Here is a 16,513-nt window from a genome sequence, read left to right as displayed (position 1 = left end):
GACGTGGCGGCGGGAGCCCGGGAATGAACACATCGTTCCCCGGCACGGCCTGATGCCGTCGCAGTCGACCCACGGACGCCGACGACTCCGATCGTCCACCGCCGAACCCGCAGCCGACCCGCTGCCGAGGAACAACCATGCCAAAAACGGCTGCCCAGCACCGCGACCCACGGTGCAAACTTCTCGACGTCCTGCTCTGCCCAGTGTGCCGCGACCGCCTCGAACCCTCCGGACGCACCCTGCGATGCCCGCATCAGCACGCCTTCGACATCGCCCGCCACGGATACGTCAGTCTCCTGGCCGGGAACATGCGCGCCGCGAGCGCCGACACGGCAGCCATGGTCCAGGCCCGTGCCACGTTCCTTCATGCCGGCCATTACGCACCACTGGCATGCGCCCTGGCCGACCTCGCTGTCCGGTGGTGCAGGCCCGGCGGCACTGTCCTGGACGCCGGAGCCGGCACCGGCTACTACCTCGCCACCGTCCTGGACACACTCCCCGGAGCGGTCGGCCTGGGACTGGACGCCTCCAAATTCGCCCTCCGACGCGCAGCACGAGCTCACATCCGCGCGGGCGCCGCAGTGTGGGACCTCTGGCAGCCCTTCCCCGCCCGGACCGGATCCGTCGACGTCCTGCTGAACGTCTTCGCTCCCCGCAACGGCCCCGAATTCCGTCGCGTCCTGCGACCTGGCGGAGCACTCCTGGTCGTCACCCCCACATCCCGGCACCTCTCCGAACTACGCCACCCGCTCGGCCTGTTGTCGGTCGACGCAGCCAAAGAAGAACGTCTGCACCGCACGCTGAACGCCCACTTCCGACCAGAACACACCGAACTGCTGGAGTACCCCATCACGCTGACCACTCAGGAGACGCACGACATCGTGTCCATGGGGCCCACCGCCCGCCACATCAACCCTGACGAACTACAACAACGCATCGCTCGCCTCGACGCCCTCCTGCAAGTAACCGCCTCCTTCATCGTGTCGGTCTACCGACCACGATGAACGATGCCGTCGGCAGGAAAGAGCACCAGGAGTATCCGAAACCTCCTGCCGACGGCTCCGCAGCCCTCTGGGAAACGATCTCCAGCAATCTGGGAAGCGATCTCCGAAGGGCTCGGACGTAGCTGCTCAGAACTACTCGTGAACACCCCTGCAACGAGTTGCGGGACCATCCCCGCGGGTGCGGGGAGCAGGCTGAGCTGGGTGATCGTGTTCGGCGCGGTCTTGGGACCATCCCCGCGGGTGCGGGGAGCAGTCCGCGAAGGTCGCGCCGGTCAAGGCGGTGGCGGGACCATCCCCGCGGGTGCGGGGAGCAGTGCCTCCTGGCCATCGACCTTGAGGCCGACGCGGGACCATCCCCGCGGGTGCGGGGAGCAGGTCACCGGCAACACCCCAATGCGGGGTGGCTGAGGACCATCCCCGCGGGTGCGGGGAGCAGATGGTCGACCTGTGGCTGTTCGGAGGCGGCCTGGGACCATCCCCGCGGGTGCGGGGAGCAGGCCTCCACCAGCGCCGTCACGGCGGCCAGGCCGGGACCATCCCCGCGGGTGCGGGGAGCAGGTGAACAGCGGGAGCGGGCCGAGCGTGAACAAGGGACCATCCCCGCGGGTGCGGGGAGCAGACTTCGCGACCTGCGGTTTTAGCGCAGGTGCGAGCCATTCTGAAGCACTTTCATAGATTCCGACAAGTCAACCAAACTGCCCATTCCCGGCGTTCATGTCCTTCCGAAGCGGCGCCGCTTGGAGGCCTTGCTCCAGCCCGTCTTCGGGCCACCGCCACCGCCCCTTGGCGCCCCTGCAGCCTTCGGGCGACTGATCAGCGTCAGTCCCTCGTGGTCAATCGGGTGCCAGCTGTGGTCGTGGGTCCGGAAGGTGAAGCCCTGCTCGTTGTTCGTCGTATGGGCGAGCAAGGCCCGGCCCTGGCCCGCGTACTGCTGTACCTCGTCCCACAGCACGTCGCGGATTCTCGCCGACGGGTTGCCGATGAAGACGCCTGCGGAGATCTCTAGCAGCCAGCGAGTGAGGAAGCCTCTCAGGCCGGCAGGGCAGTTGGTGAGGACGATCACGGTCACCAGAGCATCGCCTCGTCCTCGCCGCTGTCCGTGTCCCCGTCCCTCTCCCCATAGTTGCGGCCCGCTGGAACCTTACGGCCGCCGTCGCTCTGGAGCGTGACGACATCCTGGTCGCCGGAGACCGCGGAGCCTGCATCGTCCTGTAGCAGGAGGCGCTTGATGTCGTCCACGCAGCGGTCTAGCAGGGACGTTTCGTTGATGCGGTCGCGCAGGGCTCTGCGGGTGCGGGAGGCTACGTCTTCTTCGTCCTCCGCGGCGACGTCGAAGGCCAGGGGGATGCCGATTTCGGTCTTGTAGAGGTCGGCGATGTCGAGGACGAAGGACAGTTCGTGGCCGGAGTGGACGAAGCCCAGTGCCGGGCTGCAGCCGAGGGATGCCACGACAGCATGGGCGATGCCATACATGCACTGGGCGGCGGCGGTGATGGCCTGGTTGACCGGGTCGCCGGCTGCAAAGTCACCCGGGGTGTACTTGCGGCCGCGCCATGGGATGCCGGTGCGGGCCGCCTGGGCGCGGTAGCAGTCCTTGACACGGCGGCCTTCGCGGCCGAGGAGTCCCTGACGGGTGAGTCCGGCCGGGTCCTCGTCGGGGAAGCGCAGCCGGTACATGGCTCGGGCGACGGCCAGACGGCTGCGGACGTTCGCCCACTGGACCGCCTGGGCCTCGGCGAGCGCGGAGGAGCGGGTCAGGGCGCGCCCGCCTGCGTAGTAGCGCACGCCTTGCTCGCCCACCCAGGCGACGGCGGCGCCGGTCTCGCCGAGGACGCTCATCGCCTGGTGCGTGATGCGGGTGCCGGGGCCCAGGAGCAGGGTGCCGATGGTCGCCGACGGAATGTGGGTGGTGCCGTCGGCGTCCTCGGCGGTGATGGCGTTGGCGTCTCGGTGCACCGTGCAGCGTTCCAGGTAGATGAAGGACAGCCGTTCACCGGTGCGGGTGAGGTGGCGCGGGGTGAGGGCGGTGCGTTGGGAGACTGTTGTCACCGTTTCACCCCGTGCCGGTGAGGGGTGCCAGGGTGAGGAGGCCGCAGCCGTATGCCTTCGCCTTGCCGATTCCCTGTGTGAGGGTGTGGCGCAGCGCGGCGGGGTCGGTTACTTCGAGGCGGCCGTCGAAGGTGACTGTCACGATGGTGACGGGCTTCCTGCGGGTGCCGTCGTCGCTGCGGGACTTGTCGAAGGACAGGCCGCGCTTGTCACGGACGGTCAGTTCGTACCGGTCTCCGGGGTGCTGGTGCTTCTTAAACGTCGTTCCTTCGGGCAGCAGGCGTTTGTTGTCCGGCTTCTCGAGGATGCGGAAGCCTCCGCGCTCCTGGCGGTCGAGAAGCCAGGCCATCTGATGTACGGGATTCAGATGGGCGGTGCGCTTCGTCGGCTCGTCCGGCTTGCGGCGGATGTAATGGACGGGGTTGGCGGTCAGCCGGAACGCCCATTTCTCCCCCGCGGCCAGACGGTCGAGGAACGGGGCGTACGACCTGGTCTGCCAGCCCGGGGTTTCCGGGTCAGCGGCCGCCGCGGGCCATCCGGCCTGCTCGACGAAGTGGGTCAGGTCGGGCCGGGCGGGGCTGACGATGTACAGCAGCACCTCGGCCCGCGCGTTCTGGTCCAGGCGCCACAGCACCCGTGGTCCCTCGGGGCTGCCCGAGTCCGTGGGGAGCAGACCAGGAAACGACGCCATGACTGCCGCGTGGAGTACCTGAGGGGAGGAGAGCAGGCGGCGGGCGCCGGGGCGTGCGGTGTTGAGACGGAAGCGGGTCAGGAACATCAGGCGCTTTCCTTCAGGGCCTCGAACGGATCATGCCGGGGTGCGGCAGCTGGGTTGGGGATGTCCACCGTCCTGTTGACCACGGTGCGCAGGGCGTGTCGGCGGTGTTCGGCGGCGAAGCTGAGAGGCTGGTCGCGCTGGAAGTCCGCGTCGTGATCGTCCTCGTCGGCCTCGCGCAGGACGACGAGGGTCACCGTGGCCTCGCGGCGGTGTTGTCGGCGGTACCAGGAGGCCGCTTGCCATGGCTCGTCCGTCAGTGCCTGGTCGAGTGAGATTCCGTCATAGAGCCCGAGTTCCACCGGGTGGGCCGGTGGGCAGGAGCGGCGGCCCAGGAACGGCGGGTACACCGGTTTGCGCAGGGCGGCGTGCAGAGCGGCGAGGAGTGCGCCGTCGCCCTCAAGGGCCGCGACGAAGACTGCGTCGGCGAGGTAGAAGCGCTCGGACAGTGGCATGGAGGTACCGGTGACGCTGTGGTGTGCGGTCTGGAAGTCCCGTACGCGGGTGCCCGGCTGGTCGATGCGTACGCCGAACCGGAGTGCGCCCAGGCTCACCAGTGCCTCGTCGTCGCCGCGTTCGGTGCCGGAGGCTGCGGCGAGCATGCCGATCACGCCGCTCTTGGTCGGCGCGGACTCGGTGGTGCGGCGGGTGAAACGGGCGGAGGCCCCCCAGGATTGCAAGGGGCCTGCCAGCCGCAGGGTGAGCACGCTCATGCGGGCTTCTCCAGGCGCTCGGCGACGGCCTGGCCGATCGAGGTGACGAGCTCGGTGATGTTCGCCGATTCGGTTCCGATGCCGGCGAGCTTCTGTGTGTTCGGGCCGACACGGAGCACCCACGTGAGTGTGGAGTCCTCGTCCCCGTACGCCCGCTCGATGTCGGGGATGTACTCCGCCAGGCGCGCGGATGCCTCGGCCACATGGCCGCCCTGGTCACCGCGGACGGGCTCTTCGAACGCGGCGACGAAGCTGATGGGGCGGGTGGTGCGGAGCTTGACGATCACGGCGTCAGGCAGTGTGTGGTGGCCGAAGGTGTTGATCTTTCCGGTTGGCAGCGACTCGGTGAAGCCGCGGACGAAGGCTTCGATGGCGCGGCGCACCGGGGTGGTGCGTGACTCGTCCTCGCGCAGTCCCTCGCCGAGGTTGGCGGCAAGCTGATGGACGCCGAGGGCCGCGTAGCGGTAGAGGGTTGCTGAGTTGAAGTCGACAGTGCCGATCATTCCGGCGCCCGGTTCCGCATCGTTGTTGCGGTCGTCGACGGCCGTGTAGTAGTCGGACTCGTTCTCGACGCGGTGGACGCTGATGGCATGGGCGACCTGGACAGCGGCATCGACGTTGATGTCGGCGGAGTCGGCGACCATACGGCCGAACAGTGCGATATCCACGGAGTGGCGCGTGTCTGCGATCTGCTTGGCCCGGGCCTTGTTGTCCTTGTCCTTCAAGAACGCCTTGATGTCGGCGGCGCCCTCGACGGCGAGATGGGCGAGTCCGTCGAGCTGGCGGGCGCTGAGGAACATGAGGTACTTGGACTGGGGCGCCACCTCCGCCGCATCGTCCTCGCCGGCTCCCTCCTTCGCAGAGCTCTTGCGCTTGGGTGCCTCGATCTTCAAGCCCGTGGCGACGATGACCTCGGCTGCCAGCTTCAGCGCGTCGGCCTCCGCCAGTGAGGGGTCGACGTCGCAGATGTGGTCGGCCAGGACCTCGACGACCTTCTTGGTGCGCACGCCCAGCTCGCTCGGGTCGAGGAGGTTCTCGGCCTTGAAGTAGTCCCGGGTGGCCTTCTTCCACGCCTGGCTGGAGACACGGGCCCGCAGCACTCCGCCGTACACCGCGGTCTTCGGAGCACCGGTGTCGTCCCGGTTCAGGTTGCTGGGCGGGACGGTCTGCAGGGCGTGCACGTCGAGGTAGAAGCGGTTCACGAGGCGTCCTTGTCGGTGTGGGTCGTGTCAGCGGTGTCGGTGTTCGTGGCCGTGCCGCCGGGCGTCTGTCGCCCGGCGTTCTGGTCCTCTTCGTGCCAGGCGTGGAACGACCGGCCCCATTCCCTGCGTACGTCGTCCGGACCGCCGGGCTGTTGCCAGCGGTAGAGCTGTCCGGCGAGCAGCGCGTAGTCGAGTGGGAACTGGTCGCGGCGCAGCAGTAGGACGATGTCTCGCAGGCGCTGGGCGAGGGCGGTCAGATCCGGAGCTGTGCCGGCTCGGACCAGGCGTTTGCGCAGGGGTTCGTCGATCTCGCCCGGCTTCATCATGCGGCGCACGGCGGCGCCTACTCCGCGCGGCTTTCCGCGGCTGCCGCTCTGGTGCATCTTGGCTTCGCGGCGTGACTGCTGGTGCAGGGCCCACAAGGTGAGGGCCACGTGCAGGGCGTCTTCGGCGCAGACCAGTTCCCTTTCGCTCAGCGCCTGGGCGCCGTTGTGCGGTTCGTGCAGTGGTGTGACGTCGACGAGATTCCACAGGTCGGGGAGCTGTCCGGCTTCACGGCCCGCACCTCTGCGGAGCCTGGCGAGGGCTGCCACGGCCTTCGCTTCGTCAGCCAGGTATCCGCGCTGGAGCGCGGTGATGCGTTCGCCGGCGAGCTGTTCGACACGCTGGCGGACGGTGGGCGGAGCGGTGGCGGTAGTCATGCGTGCACCTTCGTGGCGGTCTCGGTCACCGGGGCGCTGCCCGCCCCCGGCGGCTGGTCGGGAAGATTCGGGTGGCCCAGGCACCTGTCCAAGCGGGATCGGAACCACTTGCCCGCGAGAGCGGAGTTGAGCCATTCGGTCCCGTTCTTGACCGAGATGGTCCGGCCTTGCCATGCGGCGTCTCCGGCCTCGGTGATGACCTGATCGCCGAGCCTGCACACGATCCGGTGCACCCGCCGCTGCCATTCGGCACGCTGCTCGTACGGATCCCCCTGTCCGTCCAGGCCAGCCAGCCACGTGCGGTACGGAGCGTCGAGCGCGGCGAAACCGAGATCGCGTGCCGCGGCACCGGGTCCTTCGGTCTCGGTATTGGCGGCGCGGGCGAGGTCCGTTGCGAGGTCGCCGAGTGCTTTGACGGCGTCGTCGGCGTCGGTGACGGCACCGACGGCCTGTTCGGCGAACTCGCGGTTGTGCTGATGAAGCAGGACCACCGCGATGGAGATGTGGTCGTCGACGACTTCGTCGATCACGGACTGCTGCGTACCGTACTGGACGCCGACGATCCGGGCCCGGACGAGGAAGCCCGGCTCCAGCTCGCCGTCCGTCACCAGACGCGCGATCCATTCGAGGACCCTGGGCCGCAGATGGTTCGCGGCTTCCGCACTCTGGGACGCCTCAGCCCGGTCGGCAATCAGAGAGGCGATCCCCCGCCACGCGGAACGGGCCGGGTCGTGTTCGCGGGGCATGTAGACCAGGGGTTCGCCATGCTTCTTCTCCTGCGCCGTACTGCGCCGCCAGGCGGTCATCGGTTCGAAGCCGTGCTTGTTGCGCGCGAGGAGCGGGTCGCCGTACCCGAGGACCACGCCGTGTACGCCGTCGGCGTCGGCGTGCAGGAGCAGGCGCCGCGACTGCCACGTGTACAGGTCACGTACGCCCGTGGGTGGACGCTTCGGACTTTCGCCCGGCCCGCACGCCTCGCGCCGCCAGGCAGGAAGGTCATCGTGGCCGTCGGAACTCAGGCCGGGGGTGTCGGCAGGAGCCACGAGGTTGAGCAAGAGCGTTTCCCGCAGTGTGTGCCCCTCCGCGAAGACTCCTCCGAGGTTGCCGGCCCAGCCGACTCCGAGCGGATACACCTTGCCGCCCTTGACCCGGTCGTCGCCCGCGACGCCGGTCTTGATGCCGGAGGTGTCGTAGGCGTGTGTGTGGACGACCCAGCGGGCGGCCTCGGCGAACGTGAGCCGGTCGACTGTGGGCATCCTCGAGCTGAAGAAGGGCTCGCCGTTGGGGACATCGGCCACGATGCGGTTGAGCGGGAAGACCTCGTTCTTCGCCGTGTGCAGCCCGGCGACCTGGAAGAACGGTGCATGGGCATCGAGCAGATCGAACCGGCCGCGGTGTTCGTCGAGATAGGCGGACAGGGACGCGAAGCAGTTTTCATCCGCCCACAGATCTGCCCAGTGCTCGGCGTCTCGCGGTCCGTCGAGCGCGTCATGCGCCAGGGCGAGCAGCAGGCGTACCAGGGCGAATTCCTGGGTGGGCAGGTCCCCGACGAGCCGGCGCAGGGTGCCGGCCTGCTCGAACACCTCCCGCAGCGACAACTCGTCCTGAGTACCATCCAGCCTCAGCACCGGAATCCAGGGCTGTGTGGTCAGGTCGAACGACAGCACACCCGCTGTCTCTTCGCTTGTTTCAGGCACTGGTCACCTCAAGACCGTCGCTCTCGCTGTAGCGGAGTGAAAACCCTGCCAGACGGGTCTGACAGTCCTCGTCGAGCGCAAGAATCAGCTGGCCGGAGAGCCAGTGACTGTCCTTCACCTGCCAGGCGGGAACGTAGAGCTCCTCCAGCTCCTCGATCGCGCGGTCCATGACTTCGGCGTACGAGAACTGGATTGGCAGCCTCAGTCCGCAGCTTGCCGCGGCCCGTGCCGTTCTCGGCGGCGGCACCTGGTCCCGGGGCAGTTCCAGTCCCGCGAGCCGGTTGCCGTGGCGGTCCTGTGCCAGCCATGGCACCGTTGTCAGCGATCCGTCGGCGCGCTGCTGCACGACGACGACTTCCAGGCTTTCCCTGCTGTCGCGGACCTGGGCCCGCCCGGTCCGGGTGTCGTCCGCGTCGCCCACCCCCGCCGCCACCCACCCGAACAGCGGCCTGCCGTCCCTTCCGGTCTCCTCCAGCCGGAACACGGCCGCCCGTTCGGCCTGGTCGGCGCGGTGCCGCTCGTACCGTTCGAAGGCCTCGGCCATCGCCGGTGCCCAGCTCTCCGGGCCTGCGGAACCATCGGCGTAAGCCGTCTGCACGAGCGGACTGATGTCCCCGGGCAGCCGTACCGGGCGGCTCGACCCTTCCTCAAAGTGGGGCAGGAGCGCGGCCGCGGACCGCAGGAGCGCGTACGCCCCGTACACGGCGACGGAGCCCCGCACCGGCGCCGGAACGTCGGCCTTCCAGTCGACACCGGTGACCAGACAGCGCGCCCGGCGCAGCCGCTTGGGACGTTCGTGCTGCTCGTCGCCCCGCTGGTGCCGGTGGAGACGGCCCAAGCGCTGGAGCAGCAGGTCGACTGGGCAGAGGTCGGTGACGAGTAGGTCGAAGTCGACGTCGAGGGACTGCTCGGCTACTTGGCTGGCGACGACGATGTGCGGCCCTGTGGGGCGGTCTTTCGCTTTGCCGGGTGGTCCGAAGCGTTTCAGGAGATCTGCGTCCTTCGCTGCCCGGTCGACGTCGATGAAGCACGAGTGGGCGACCGTCACGTGCTCGTCGCCGAACCTGGCCCTGAGCGCTTGCGCGGTCTCCAGCACCCGCCTCACTGTGTTGCGTACGACCAGCGCGCAGCCGCCGCCGTCCAGTTCGTCGGTGAGCCGGTCGACGAGGACGTCCAGGTCGTCGTCGATCCGCTCCAGAACGACGTCCGTGCCCCGGGCGGAGGCCTCGGGACTTCTCAGGACCGGCTTCCAGCCAGGTTCCACGGCGGTCAGTAGCGGATAGGCGCGGGCCTTGCCCACCGCCTCGAACTCGGCGGCACTGCGGGCTGCCGCGGCTTTGCCGCCCGCATACGCCTCGACGAGCTCGCGGCGCCTGCCGGCGGGCAGGGTTGCGGACAGCACCACCACAGGCACCCGGTACGCGCCGAGCCACGACAGCACACGGTCGAGATAGACGCTCATGTACGTGTCGTAGGCATGCGCCTCGTCGATGACGACGACCTTGCCGGCGACCGCGAGGTGACGCATCGCCAGGTGGCGGCTCTTGAGCCCGGCGAACAGCAACTGGTCGACGGTTCCTGCGACGAACGAGGACAGCATGGCCTTCTTGCGGCCGCGCAGCCAGGCGTGCGCGACGAGCTCGGCGGGAGCGGACCGTGTCGTGTCCGAGGGGCGCCACCGCGCCTCCTCGGGCGCGTCCACGTCGACAGCGACAATCCGATGGCCGCTCTCGCGCATCAGCTCGGCGAAGTCCTCGTTCAACGCGGCCTTCGAGTGGGCGAGCAGGACGGAGTACCGGGCGTCTTCGGCTCCGGGCAGCCGCTTGAGCCAGTCCAAGAGGCGGGGGAACATCGCGTTGCCGGTGGCCATGGTCGGCAGCGCGAAGAACACACCGCCCGCACCCGAGCGGGCAGCGAAGATCTCGGCGACCGCGAGAGCGGCCTCGGTCTTCCCCTCCCCCATCGGTGCCTCGATCACCATCAGCCCCGGCTCGTCCATCGCCCGGGCCAGTTCGACGGCGGCTTCCTGTACCGGCCGGACCTTCGCGCCTGCTGGCAGCCCGAAGCGGGACGCGAAGAGTTCCTGAGCGTCGCCTGCGGGCTCCTCCGGGCACCAGGGCGCCGGAAGGTCCAGCCCGCGCCAGGCCGCGGCCACCCGCTCCTCGCTGCTGCGGGCGACGTCCTGCGGGAAGTACGGGAAGAGATCGGCGTTGCTGGCGACCCAGTCGGCGACGATCACCAGTGCCGTGAGCAGCACCTGCACCGGCTGCGGCAGTTTCACCGACCGCCACTCCTCCAGCCGGTCCCGTACGCCGTACTCGTCGGCGCACGCATCGAGCAGCTCGTCCTGCACACGCCGCCACTCGGCTCGGCTCGGTCCCGGGGTGCGCAGCAGGTGCCCGTGCTTGTGCAGGGCGGCGATCTGCCCGTGCTCCGGAGGCACCCCGTGGTGCCCTCCCACGACGACCGTGAACTGCCCGGTCTGCTTCACCGTCCAACCGTGCCGCTCCTGCAGCCACTCCCCCAGCAACGCCTGCCCGGCCAGCCCGTGCGGCGCAATCCTGCGATCCGGTCCGATGGCTCGCGCCGAGCGCATCTCCAGCCCCTGCGCATGCATAACGTTCGCAAGCTGGTCGACCTGACAGGCGAACGCGGGCGTCGCCTTCCCGATGTCGTGCACCCCCGCCAGCCACACGGCTAGCCGCCGCGCGTCCTGCTCACCGCCGGGCAGCGCCGAGGCAATCAACCTCCGTACGCTCGCGGGCAGCCACGCGTCCCACAACAGGCCGGCCACAGCGGCGCTGTCCTCCATGTGCCGCCACAGCGGCAGCCACCCATCGGAATCCCTGTCGTGCTTCGCCCACACCGTCAGAACCGGCCCGTCAAGCCTGCTCCGCAGGCCCGAGCGGGGTTCTCTCTCGCCCGTCATGAAAGATGAATACAGGCAATTAGTGCTGCAGGATGCCTATATGGCGAAGATTCAAGAAATCATCTTCCGATCCCGGCATAGCCCCGCGAAGGCAGGCGAGCAGGCTCTAGGATGATCGCTTTGCACTGCCATCGCCTGAAGCTGAGCGGAAAAGAAATCGAGGACGTTATGCACGTTTTGCCGGAATCGGTGAAAGTGTGGGAAAACTACGCGCCCCCGCGATAAAGCCGCAGGTCACGCAGTCTGCTCCCCGCACCCGCGGGGATGGTCCCGTGGATGACGCGTACATCGGGGCTGTCGACCTCTGCTCCCCGCACCCGCGGGGATGGTCCCCTGCATGCCCAACAGGGGAAGGGGGCCCTACGCTGCTCCCCGCACCCGCGGGGATGGTCCCTCGCCTGCAGCTCAAGGACACTGAGCTGGTTGCTGCTCCCCGCACCCGCGGGGATGGTCCCTGCCCGCGCGAGCGGGTTGGTCGTCCGGCTCTCTGCTCCCCGCACCCGCGGGGATGGTCCCGGCCCGTGGTCGTGGTGGCCGACGCGGCAGAGCTGCTCCCCGCACCCGCGGGGATGGTCCCGGGCTGCTGATCGAAACCGACCCCGACCACGGCTGCTCCCCGCACCCGCGGGGATGGTCCCCGCCCGCAGAACAGAGCGCCCGGCCCCGGAAGCTGCTCCCCGCACCCGCGGGGATGGTCCCGGGACGCGGCATCCGGAGCAGGCGTCCGGGGCACCGGAGGACTGCTCCCCGCACCCGCGGGGATGGTCCCGCCGATCTGGACGCGATCGACGCGCGGGCCAACTGCTCCCCGCACCCGCGGGGATGGTCCCCAGCCCCCGCACTGGTCGCACTGCAAGGTGTTCTGCTCCCCGCACCCGCGGGGATGGTCCCCGTAGGCACTAACTCGCTGCCCGGATCCGCGGCTGCTCCCCGCACCCGCGGGGATGGTCCCGCCTCGATGCCGCGCTCCGGGTCGCCCTCGGCCTGCTCCCCGCACCCGCGGGGATGGTCCCTGCGCCTTGCCGGCGGCCTTCTGGGCTTCCTCCTGCTCCCCGCACCCGCGGGGATGGTCCCGCGCGCGTTGCCCACTGCTGGATCTTCCGGTACTGCTCCCCGCACCCGCGGGGATGGTCCCGACGTCTTCCGGGAGACATACGAACCGGCCTTCTGCTCCCCGCACCCGCGGGGATGGTCCCCCGGTGGGGAACATCCCGCGGTCGGAGAATTCCTGCTCCCCGCACCCGCGGGGATGGTCCCACGGACTTCCGCCCCTCGAAGCGGGACGGCGTCTGCTCCCCGCACCCGCGGGGATGGTCCCTTCGACATCACTTGCCTGCCTTCCGGGCCGGGCTGCTCCCCGCACCCGCGGGGATGGTCCCACGGGCAACGGGCCCGAGATTGGGGGCCAGTGCTGCTCCCCGCACCCGTGGGGATGGTCCCTAGTTGGGTGCTGCCGGGACTGATTTAGCCACCTGCTCCCCGCACCCGCGGGGATGGTCCCGGGGCGCGTATCTACGTGGACGGAAGCAGCACCTGCTCCCCGCACCCGCGGGGATGGTCCCGGCGCGCAGAGGAGCCCCCCATGTTGGACGATCTGCTCCCCGCACCCGCGGGGATGGTCCCTCCAGCGACGACCACCCGGTGCCGCTCAGGTTCTGCTCCCCGCACCCGCGGGGATGGTCCCATCCACCGCCGGGTCTGGGTGACCCGCTCGGCCTGCTCCCCGCACCCGCGGGGATGGTCCCCGTCCGTTAACGATGCCGCGGGTATGCGGCTTCTGCTCCCCGCACCCGCGGGGATGGTCCCCGTTCCTGGGCCGAGCGGCCCGCCCGGGCAGGCTGCTCCCCGCACCCGCGGGGATGGTCCCATGGCCGTCCCGCACTGCTGGTGCCTCAGCGTCTGCTCCCCGCACCCGCGGGGATGGTCCCGCTCCGCATAACCCCTGGTCAAAGGATCGTGCCTGCTCCCCGCACCCGCGGGGATGGTCCCCCGGCCTGCGAATGCTCCTGGGGTGAAGCCCTCTGCTCCCCGCACCCGCGGGGATGGTCCCTACGTCGCCTCCATGTCGAACCCGAAGGTGGTCTGCTCCCCGCACCCGCGGGGATGGTCCCGAGCAGCAGGGCCCGTCAGTCCTTGTACGCGACTGCTCCCCGCACCCGCGGGGATGGTCCCAACGGGAGCAGCGCCCCGTGAACAACGACGCCCTGCTCCCCGCACCCGCGGGGATGGTCCCGCGCGCCTGCGCACCACCGGCGCCACCGTCGACTGCTCCCCGCACCCGCGGGGATGGTCCCCGCACCACCGACGACGTGACGATCTACGTGACCTGCTCCCCGCACCCGCGGGGATGGTCCCTCGCCGCGCAGGAACTGCTCGTCACGGGCACACTGCTCCCCGCACCCGCGGGGATGGTCCCATGGACTTCTGAAGCGACACCCCGGAGGCAGTCTGCTCCCCGCACCCGCGGGGATGGTCCCGTGGGGCGCCTGGTCCCCTCGTTGACCAGTGACTGCTCCCCGCACCCGCGGAGATGGTCCCTCCAGCGCCGACCAGCCGGTGCCGGTCAGGTTCTGCTCCCCGCACCCGCGGGGATGGTCCCTCAGAGATGGCCCGGCCCAGAACCAGCGGCATCTGCTCCCCGCACCCGCGGGGATGGTCCCAGCGTTGCTGTGCCTGGTCCACCACGCCATGCCTGCTCCCCGCACCCGCGGGGATGGTCCCGGTGTGGCACTGTCCTCGCACCCGGCGGACTCGTCACCCGCGACACCCGAAACACCCGCCTCGGAGACGTCCGCAGGTGGCTGGGCGCCGACGCCCAGGGCAACAAGCACCTCCCCCACGTGAGCACCCAGCCCGACAAGCTCTACCGGCTGGCCGGAGTGGACTACGACTGGGACCGGTTCCAGCAGCTGGCCCACTCCAGCCGAGCCGCCGACGGCCCGGCCTGCTGCGCCAGGCACTGGAACTCGTACACGGACGGCCTTTCTCCGGCATCCCCTCCCGCCGGTACGCGTGGGCGGAATCCCTGGCCCAGGAGATGACCTCCGCGATCGTGGACGCGGCCGACGACCTCGCGGACCGGTACCTCGCCCGCGGCGACGCACGCAACGCCCTCTGGGCAGCCACCCGCGGCCTGACCGTCGCGCGGGAGATGGAGTACCTGTGGCGCCACAAGTTCCGGGCGCTGTCTCTACTCGGTGAAGAAGCCGCGCTCGAATCCTCGATCCGGCAGCTCGACGAACTCCTCCTGGAGCTGGGCTCCTCCATGGACGAGGAGACGGAGCAGGTCCTCCGTCTGCTGTAACAGGCTGGGCCGGCCGATCCCCACTGCGCGGGGACGGTCAAGGAGTACCGCGCCCGCGCCCGAGGCCGTAGGGGTCCCGATGGACGTCGCAGGCCCTGCACCTCCGGTGAAGTGCAGGGCCTGCGACGTATGGGCCGGTGCAAGTGCATTGCAAGGGACAGCAGACTGACCCGAATGCTGACCCACTTGGAAAATTGCAGGTCAGCGCGTGCTGGCATACAGCTGTGCTCGGCAGGGGTTGGGGTGTCCGGCCGGGGCTGTGCTCATGTCACGTCACGCTGTTTCCTTGCGCTTGGACTTGGCGGCCTGGCGCTCCTCGGACGCTTTGGCGAGCCATCCGGGGTCGGCCTTGTTGATGAGGTCGCGAAGGTGCTGAACGTTGATGCCTGACTCCCGGGCAACGGCGGAGACGTGGCCGTACGTGGTCGATTTCATGGCTTCAAAGACGGCGGCTTCGTACAGCTCGGTCCTGTAGCCGTCGGCAACTTTCTCCGCTTTCTCGACTCGCTTCCGCAGTGCTGCAAAATCCGGTTTGCTCATGGGGCGAGGGTGACACACCCACCACCACACTTCAAGTTCCACTGAAAGTTTGGCCGCTGTGAAGAGGAGACCGCCCGCCACCCTGACGCGGCACCTGCTGCCCCTGAATGGATCAGCACCGGTCCGGTCACCCGTCCAGGAGACCGGCCTCCCGCTGGACGGCCATCTCTGCCAGCGCCCGCCCTGAGCGGCCCGCCACGCCCGCAGTGCCGGCCACGAGCGCCCGGCACAACGACAGACCGTCACACAGCACAACCGGAGACGCAGCTACGTTCCACCCCCGCCGCCCAGGTCCTCGCCCGCCGAAGGCTCCTGCAGCAGGGTGGAAAACCCGCTCACCAACCCAGCCACCGCGCCGACCGCAAGGCCACCAGGAACGTGGAAATTTCCACCCCCGGCCGCGCCTGCCGCAGCGACATCGTTCCCGTTTTCCACCCGGCCGCTCCCACACAGAACGACCAGTCCCCCACTGTTGGCCGGGCCCGCAGACAGCACCGCCCACCCTCTCGACGAGCAGCGACAGCAGCGCGGAAGACACAAGCGGAGTATGACCCAAACGCTGACCCACGCTGGAAAATCGCAGGTCACAGCGTTCCACCCCTGAGTCGACGCCGGGCCTCACCCCAGCGCTCCCCGACCGCACGCCCGCTGCCCCAGTGCCGCAAAGCAGTGGTCCCGGATGCGCACGCGGGGCCGGGACAGCAGAAGAGGGTGGGGGTGGAATCCGTGGATTCCACCCCCACCCCTGTGCAGCGCTCCGGGCAGCTCGCCCGCATTCCACAGCAGTGGAACGTCACACGCCGGCGGCCCGCTTGATCGGCCCGAGGTACTTCCGCACCGTGCCCTCCTGGTAGCCGCAGCGCTCCGCCAGGACCGGAGCAAGAGCCTTCGCCGAACGCTTCTGCTCCTCCGGTGACAACTGTCGGTAGTGGAATTCCACCCGTGCCGGGCCCGTCAGGTGAGAGCCGTCCTGCTGCTCGACCTCCTGCTCGGCCTTGCTCTCACGGACGTACGGGGCCGGCTCCCTGGCGTCGGGCTCGTCCTCATCACGGGGCTTCGGGACTCGCACCTGGACGACGCTGCGGCCGCTGCTCTCACCACCGGACGCGTGTACGGCATGCCGATCTGTCGGCCGCTTTTGATCCTGCTGGTCGGCGGCGAACCATGGTGGCGTACCGAGCCGCTCCTCCGGGTCGTCGTCGGGGCTCTCCTCACCCTCGTGATCGGGGGCCGTCTTGCCGGTCTGGTCCGCTTCCGCCGGTGCCGGATCGGCCTCGGGGTCGTAGTCGCCGTTGTATTGAGCCTGGCGTTGCGGAGCAGGCGCAGTCCCATCGTCGTCCTGGTCCTGCTCCTGGAACTGGACGACGTAGCTCCGCAGTTCGTCTGCGGTAACGGGCTGCCCGGTGGCTCCCATGATGCCGTCGCGCTGGTACACGTACTCGGCAAGGGCCGCGGCATCGGGGTGCGAGCCCCGTTCCGCCGCGTACGTGAGCCAGGCGTTGTAGAAGTAGTCGACCCATGTCTCTTCGTCGAGTGCGTCCTGGGGAGCGTCGGGGCCGGGCCCGTCTTCCGGCACGGGCGCTCCGTGCTGCTTCAGCA

The 16,513-nt window shown here is 69.4% G+C and carries 12 protein-coding genes and 2 CRISPR repeat arrays; of the genes, 3 read left to right on the top strand and 9 right to left on the bottom strand.

The genetic code is table 11. The features are described from left to right. Window positions 1–137 precede the first annotated feature (137 nt). Window positions 138–1,004, top strand: a complete 867-nt coding sequence (locus tag OG953_RS44375; protein ID WP_331736061.1) for a putative RNA methyltransferase — start codon at window positions 138–140, stop codon at window positions 1,002–1,004. Between the two features lie 162 nt (window positions 1,005–1,166). Next, window positions 1,167–1,623: a CRISPR direct-repeat array (repeat unit 29 nt; unit sequence GGGACCATCCCCGCGGGTGCGGGGAGCAG). A 93-nt stretch (window positions 1,624–1,716) separates the two neighbouring features. Here the strand turns inward: OG953_RS44375 and cas2e are convergent. Genes cas2e through cas3 form a run of 8 tightly spaced genes read right to left on the bottom strand, consistent with a single transcriptional unit; the run spans window position 1,717 to window position 11,070 of the window. Then, a complete protein-coding gene (gene cas2e, locus OG953_RS44370; protein WP_331736057.1) occupies window positions 1,717–2,073 on the bottom strand; it encodes a type I-E CRISPR-associated endoribonuclease Cas2e in 357 nt (118 codons plus the stop codon). Next, window positions 2,070–3,053 carry a type I-E CRISPR-associated endonuclease Cas1e gene (gene cas1e, locus OG953_RS44365; RefSeq protein WP_331736054.1) on the bottom strand — a complete coding sequence of 328 codons (984 nt, stop codon included), beginning with the start codon at window positions 3,051–3,053 and terminating at the stop codon, window positions 2,070–2,072. The genes cas2e and cas1e overlap by 4 nt, the downstream gene beginning before the upstream one ends. A gap of 4 nt (window positions 3,054–3,057) precedes the next feature. Beyond that, window positions 3,058–3,831, bottom strand: coding sequence for a type I-E CRISPR-associated protein Cas6/Cse3/CasE (gene cas6e, locus OG953_RS44360; protein ID WP_331736051.1), 774 nt, complete (start codon window positions 3,829–3,831; stop codon window positions 3,058–3,060). Continuing rightward, window positions 3,831–4,541 (bottom strand): type I-E CRISPR-associated protein Cas5/CasD, encoded by a 711-nt coding sequence (cas5e, locus tag OG953_RS44355; RefSeq protein ID WP_331736049.1) that lies wholly within the window; start codon window positions 4,539–4,541, stop codon window positions 3,831–3,833. The genes cas6e and cas5e overlap by 1 nt, the downstream gene beginning before the upstream one ends. After that, a complete protein-coding gene (gene cas7e, locus OG953_RS44350; RefSeq protein ID WP_331736047.1) occupies window positions 4,538–5,743 on the bottom strand; it encodes a type I-E CRISPR-associated protein Cas7/Cse4/CasC in 1,206 nt (401 codons plus the stop codon). The genes cas5e and cas7e overlap by 4 nt, the downstream gene beginning before the upstream one ends. Further along, window positions 5,740–6,444 (bottom strand): type I-E CRISPR-associated protein Cse2/CasB, encoded by a 705-nt coding sequence (gene casB / locus OG953_RS44345; RefSeq protein WP_331736045.1) that lies wholly within the window; start codon window positions 6,442–6,444, stop codon window positions 5,740–5,742. Before casB ends, cas7e begins: the two co-directional genes overlap by 4 nt. Next, window positions 6,441–8,141, bottom strand: a complete 1,701-nt coding sequence (gene casA / locus OG953_RS44340) for a type I-E CRISPR-associated protein Cse1/CasA (RefSeq protein WP_331736042.1) — start codon at window positions 8,139–8,141, stop codon at window positions 6,441–6,443. The genes casB and casA overlap by 4 nt, the downstream gene beginning before the upstream one ends. Beyond that, entirely contained in the window at window positions 8,134–11,070 is a 2,937-nt protein-coding gene (gene cas3 / locus OG953_RS44335) for a CRISPR-associated helicase Cas3' (RefSeq protein ID WP_331736040.1), read from the bottom strand. The genes casA and cas3 overlap by 8 nt, the downstream gene beginning before the upstream one ends. Before the next feature lie 243 nt (window positions 11,071–11,313). Continuing rightward, a CRISPR array of direct repeats spans window positions 11,314–13,791; the repeat unit is 29 nt; unit sequence CTGCTCCCCGCACCCGCGGGGATGGTCCC. A 119-nt stretch (window positions 13,792–13,910) separates the two neighbouring features. On the opposite strand from cas3, the gene OG953_RS44330 reads away from it, so the two are divergent. Both OG953_RS44330 and OG953_RS44325 read left to right on the top strand, forming a co-directional pair. Beyond that, window positions 13,911–14,111 (top strand): hypothetical protein, encoded by a 201-nt coding sequence (locus OG953_RS44330; protein WP_331736181.1) that lies wholly within the window; start codon window positions 13,911–13,913, stop codon window positions 14,109–14,111. Beyond that, on the top strand, window positions 14,015–14,374 hold the full coding sequence (locus OG953_RS44325; RefSeq protein WP_331736178.1) for a bacterial transcriptional activator domain-containing protein: 360 nt from the start codon (window positions 14,015–14,017) through the stop codon (window positions 14,372–14,374). Before OG953_RS44330 ends, OG953_RS44325 begins: the two co-directional genes overlap by 97 nt. A gap of 273 nt (window positions 14,375–14,647) precedes the next feature. On the opposite strand, the gene OG953_RS44320 is transcribed toward OG953_RS44325, so the two are convergent. After that, the gene (locus OG953_RS44320; RefSeq protein WP_331736038.1) at window positions 14,648–14,914 is read right to left on the bottom strand and encodes a hypothetical protein; all 267 of its coding nucleotides are present in this window, start codon (window positions 14,912–14,914) and stop codon (window positions 14,648–14,650) included. Window positions 14,915–16,513 lie beyond the last annotated feature (1,599 nt).

The organism is Streptomyces sp. NBC_00057, from assembly GCF_045041165.1.
Classification (GTDB): domain Bacteria; phylum Actinomycetota; class Actinomycetes; order Streptomycetales; family Streptomycetaceae; genus Streptomyces.
Note: the sequence above shows the minus strand (reverse complement) of the source record. Positions and strands in the feature narration are given on the sequence as shown.

Bases quoted from the DNA above. Each gene is read 5' to 3' on its own strand.
- OG953_RS44375 (WP_331736061.1), top strand. From the start codon at position 138: ATGCCAAAAACGGCTGCCCAGCACCGCGACCCACGGTGCAAACTTCTC.
- OG953_RS44320 (WP_331736038.1), bottom strand. From the start codon at position 14,914: ATGAGCAAACCGGATTTTGCAGCACTGCGGAAGCGAGTCGAGAAAGCG.
- cas5e (WP_331736049.1), bottom strand. From the start codon at position 4,541: ATGAGCGTGCTCACCCTGCGGCTGGCAGGCCCCTTGCAATCCTGGGGG.
- cas3 (WP_331736040.1), bottom strand. From the start codon at position 11,070: ATGACGGGCGAGAGAGAACCCCGCTCGGGCCTGCGGAGCAGGCTTGAC.
- cas6e (WP_331736051.1), bottom strand. From the start codon at position 3,831: ATGTTCCTGACCCGCTTCCGTCTCAACACCGCACGCCCCGGCGCCCGC.
- casB (WP_331736045.1), bottom strand. From the start codon at position 6,444: ATGACTACCGCCACCGCTCCGCCCACCGTCCGCCAGCGTGTCGAACAG.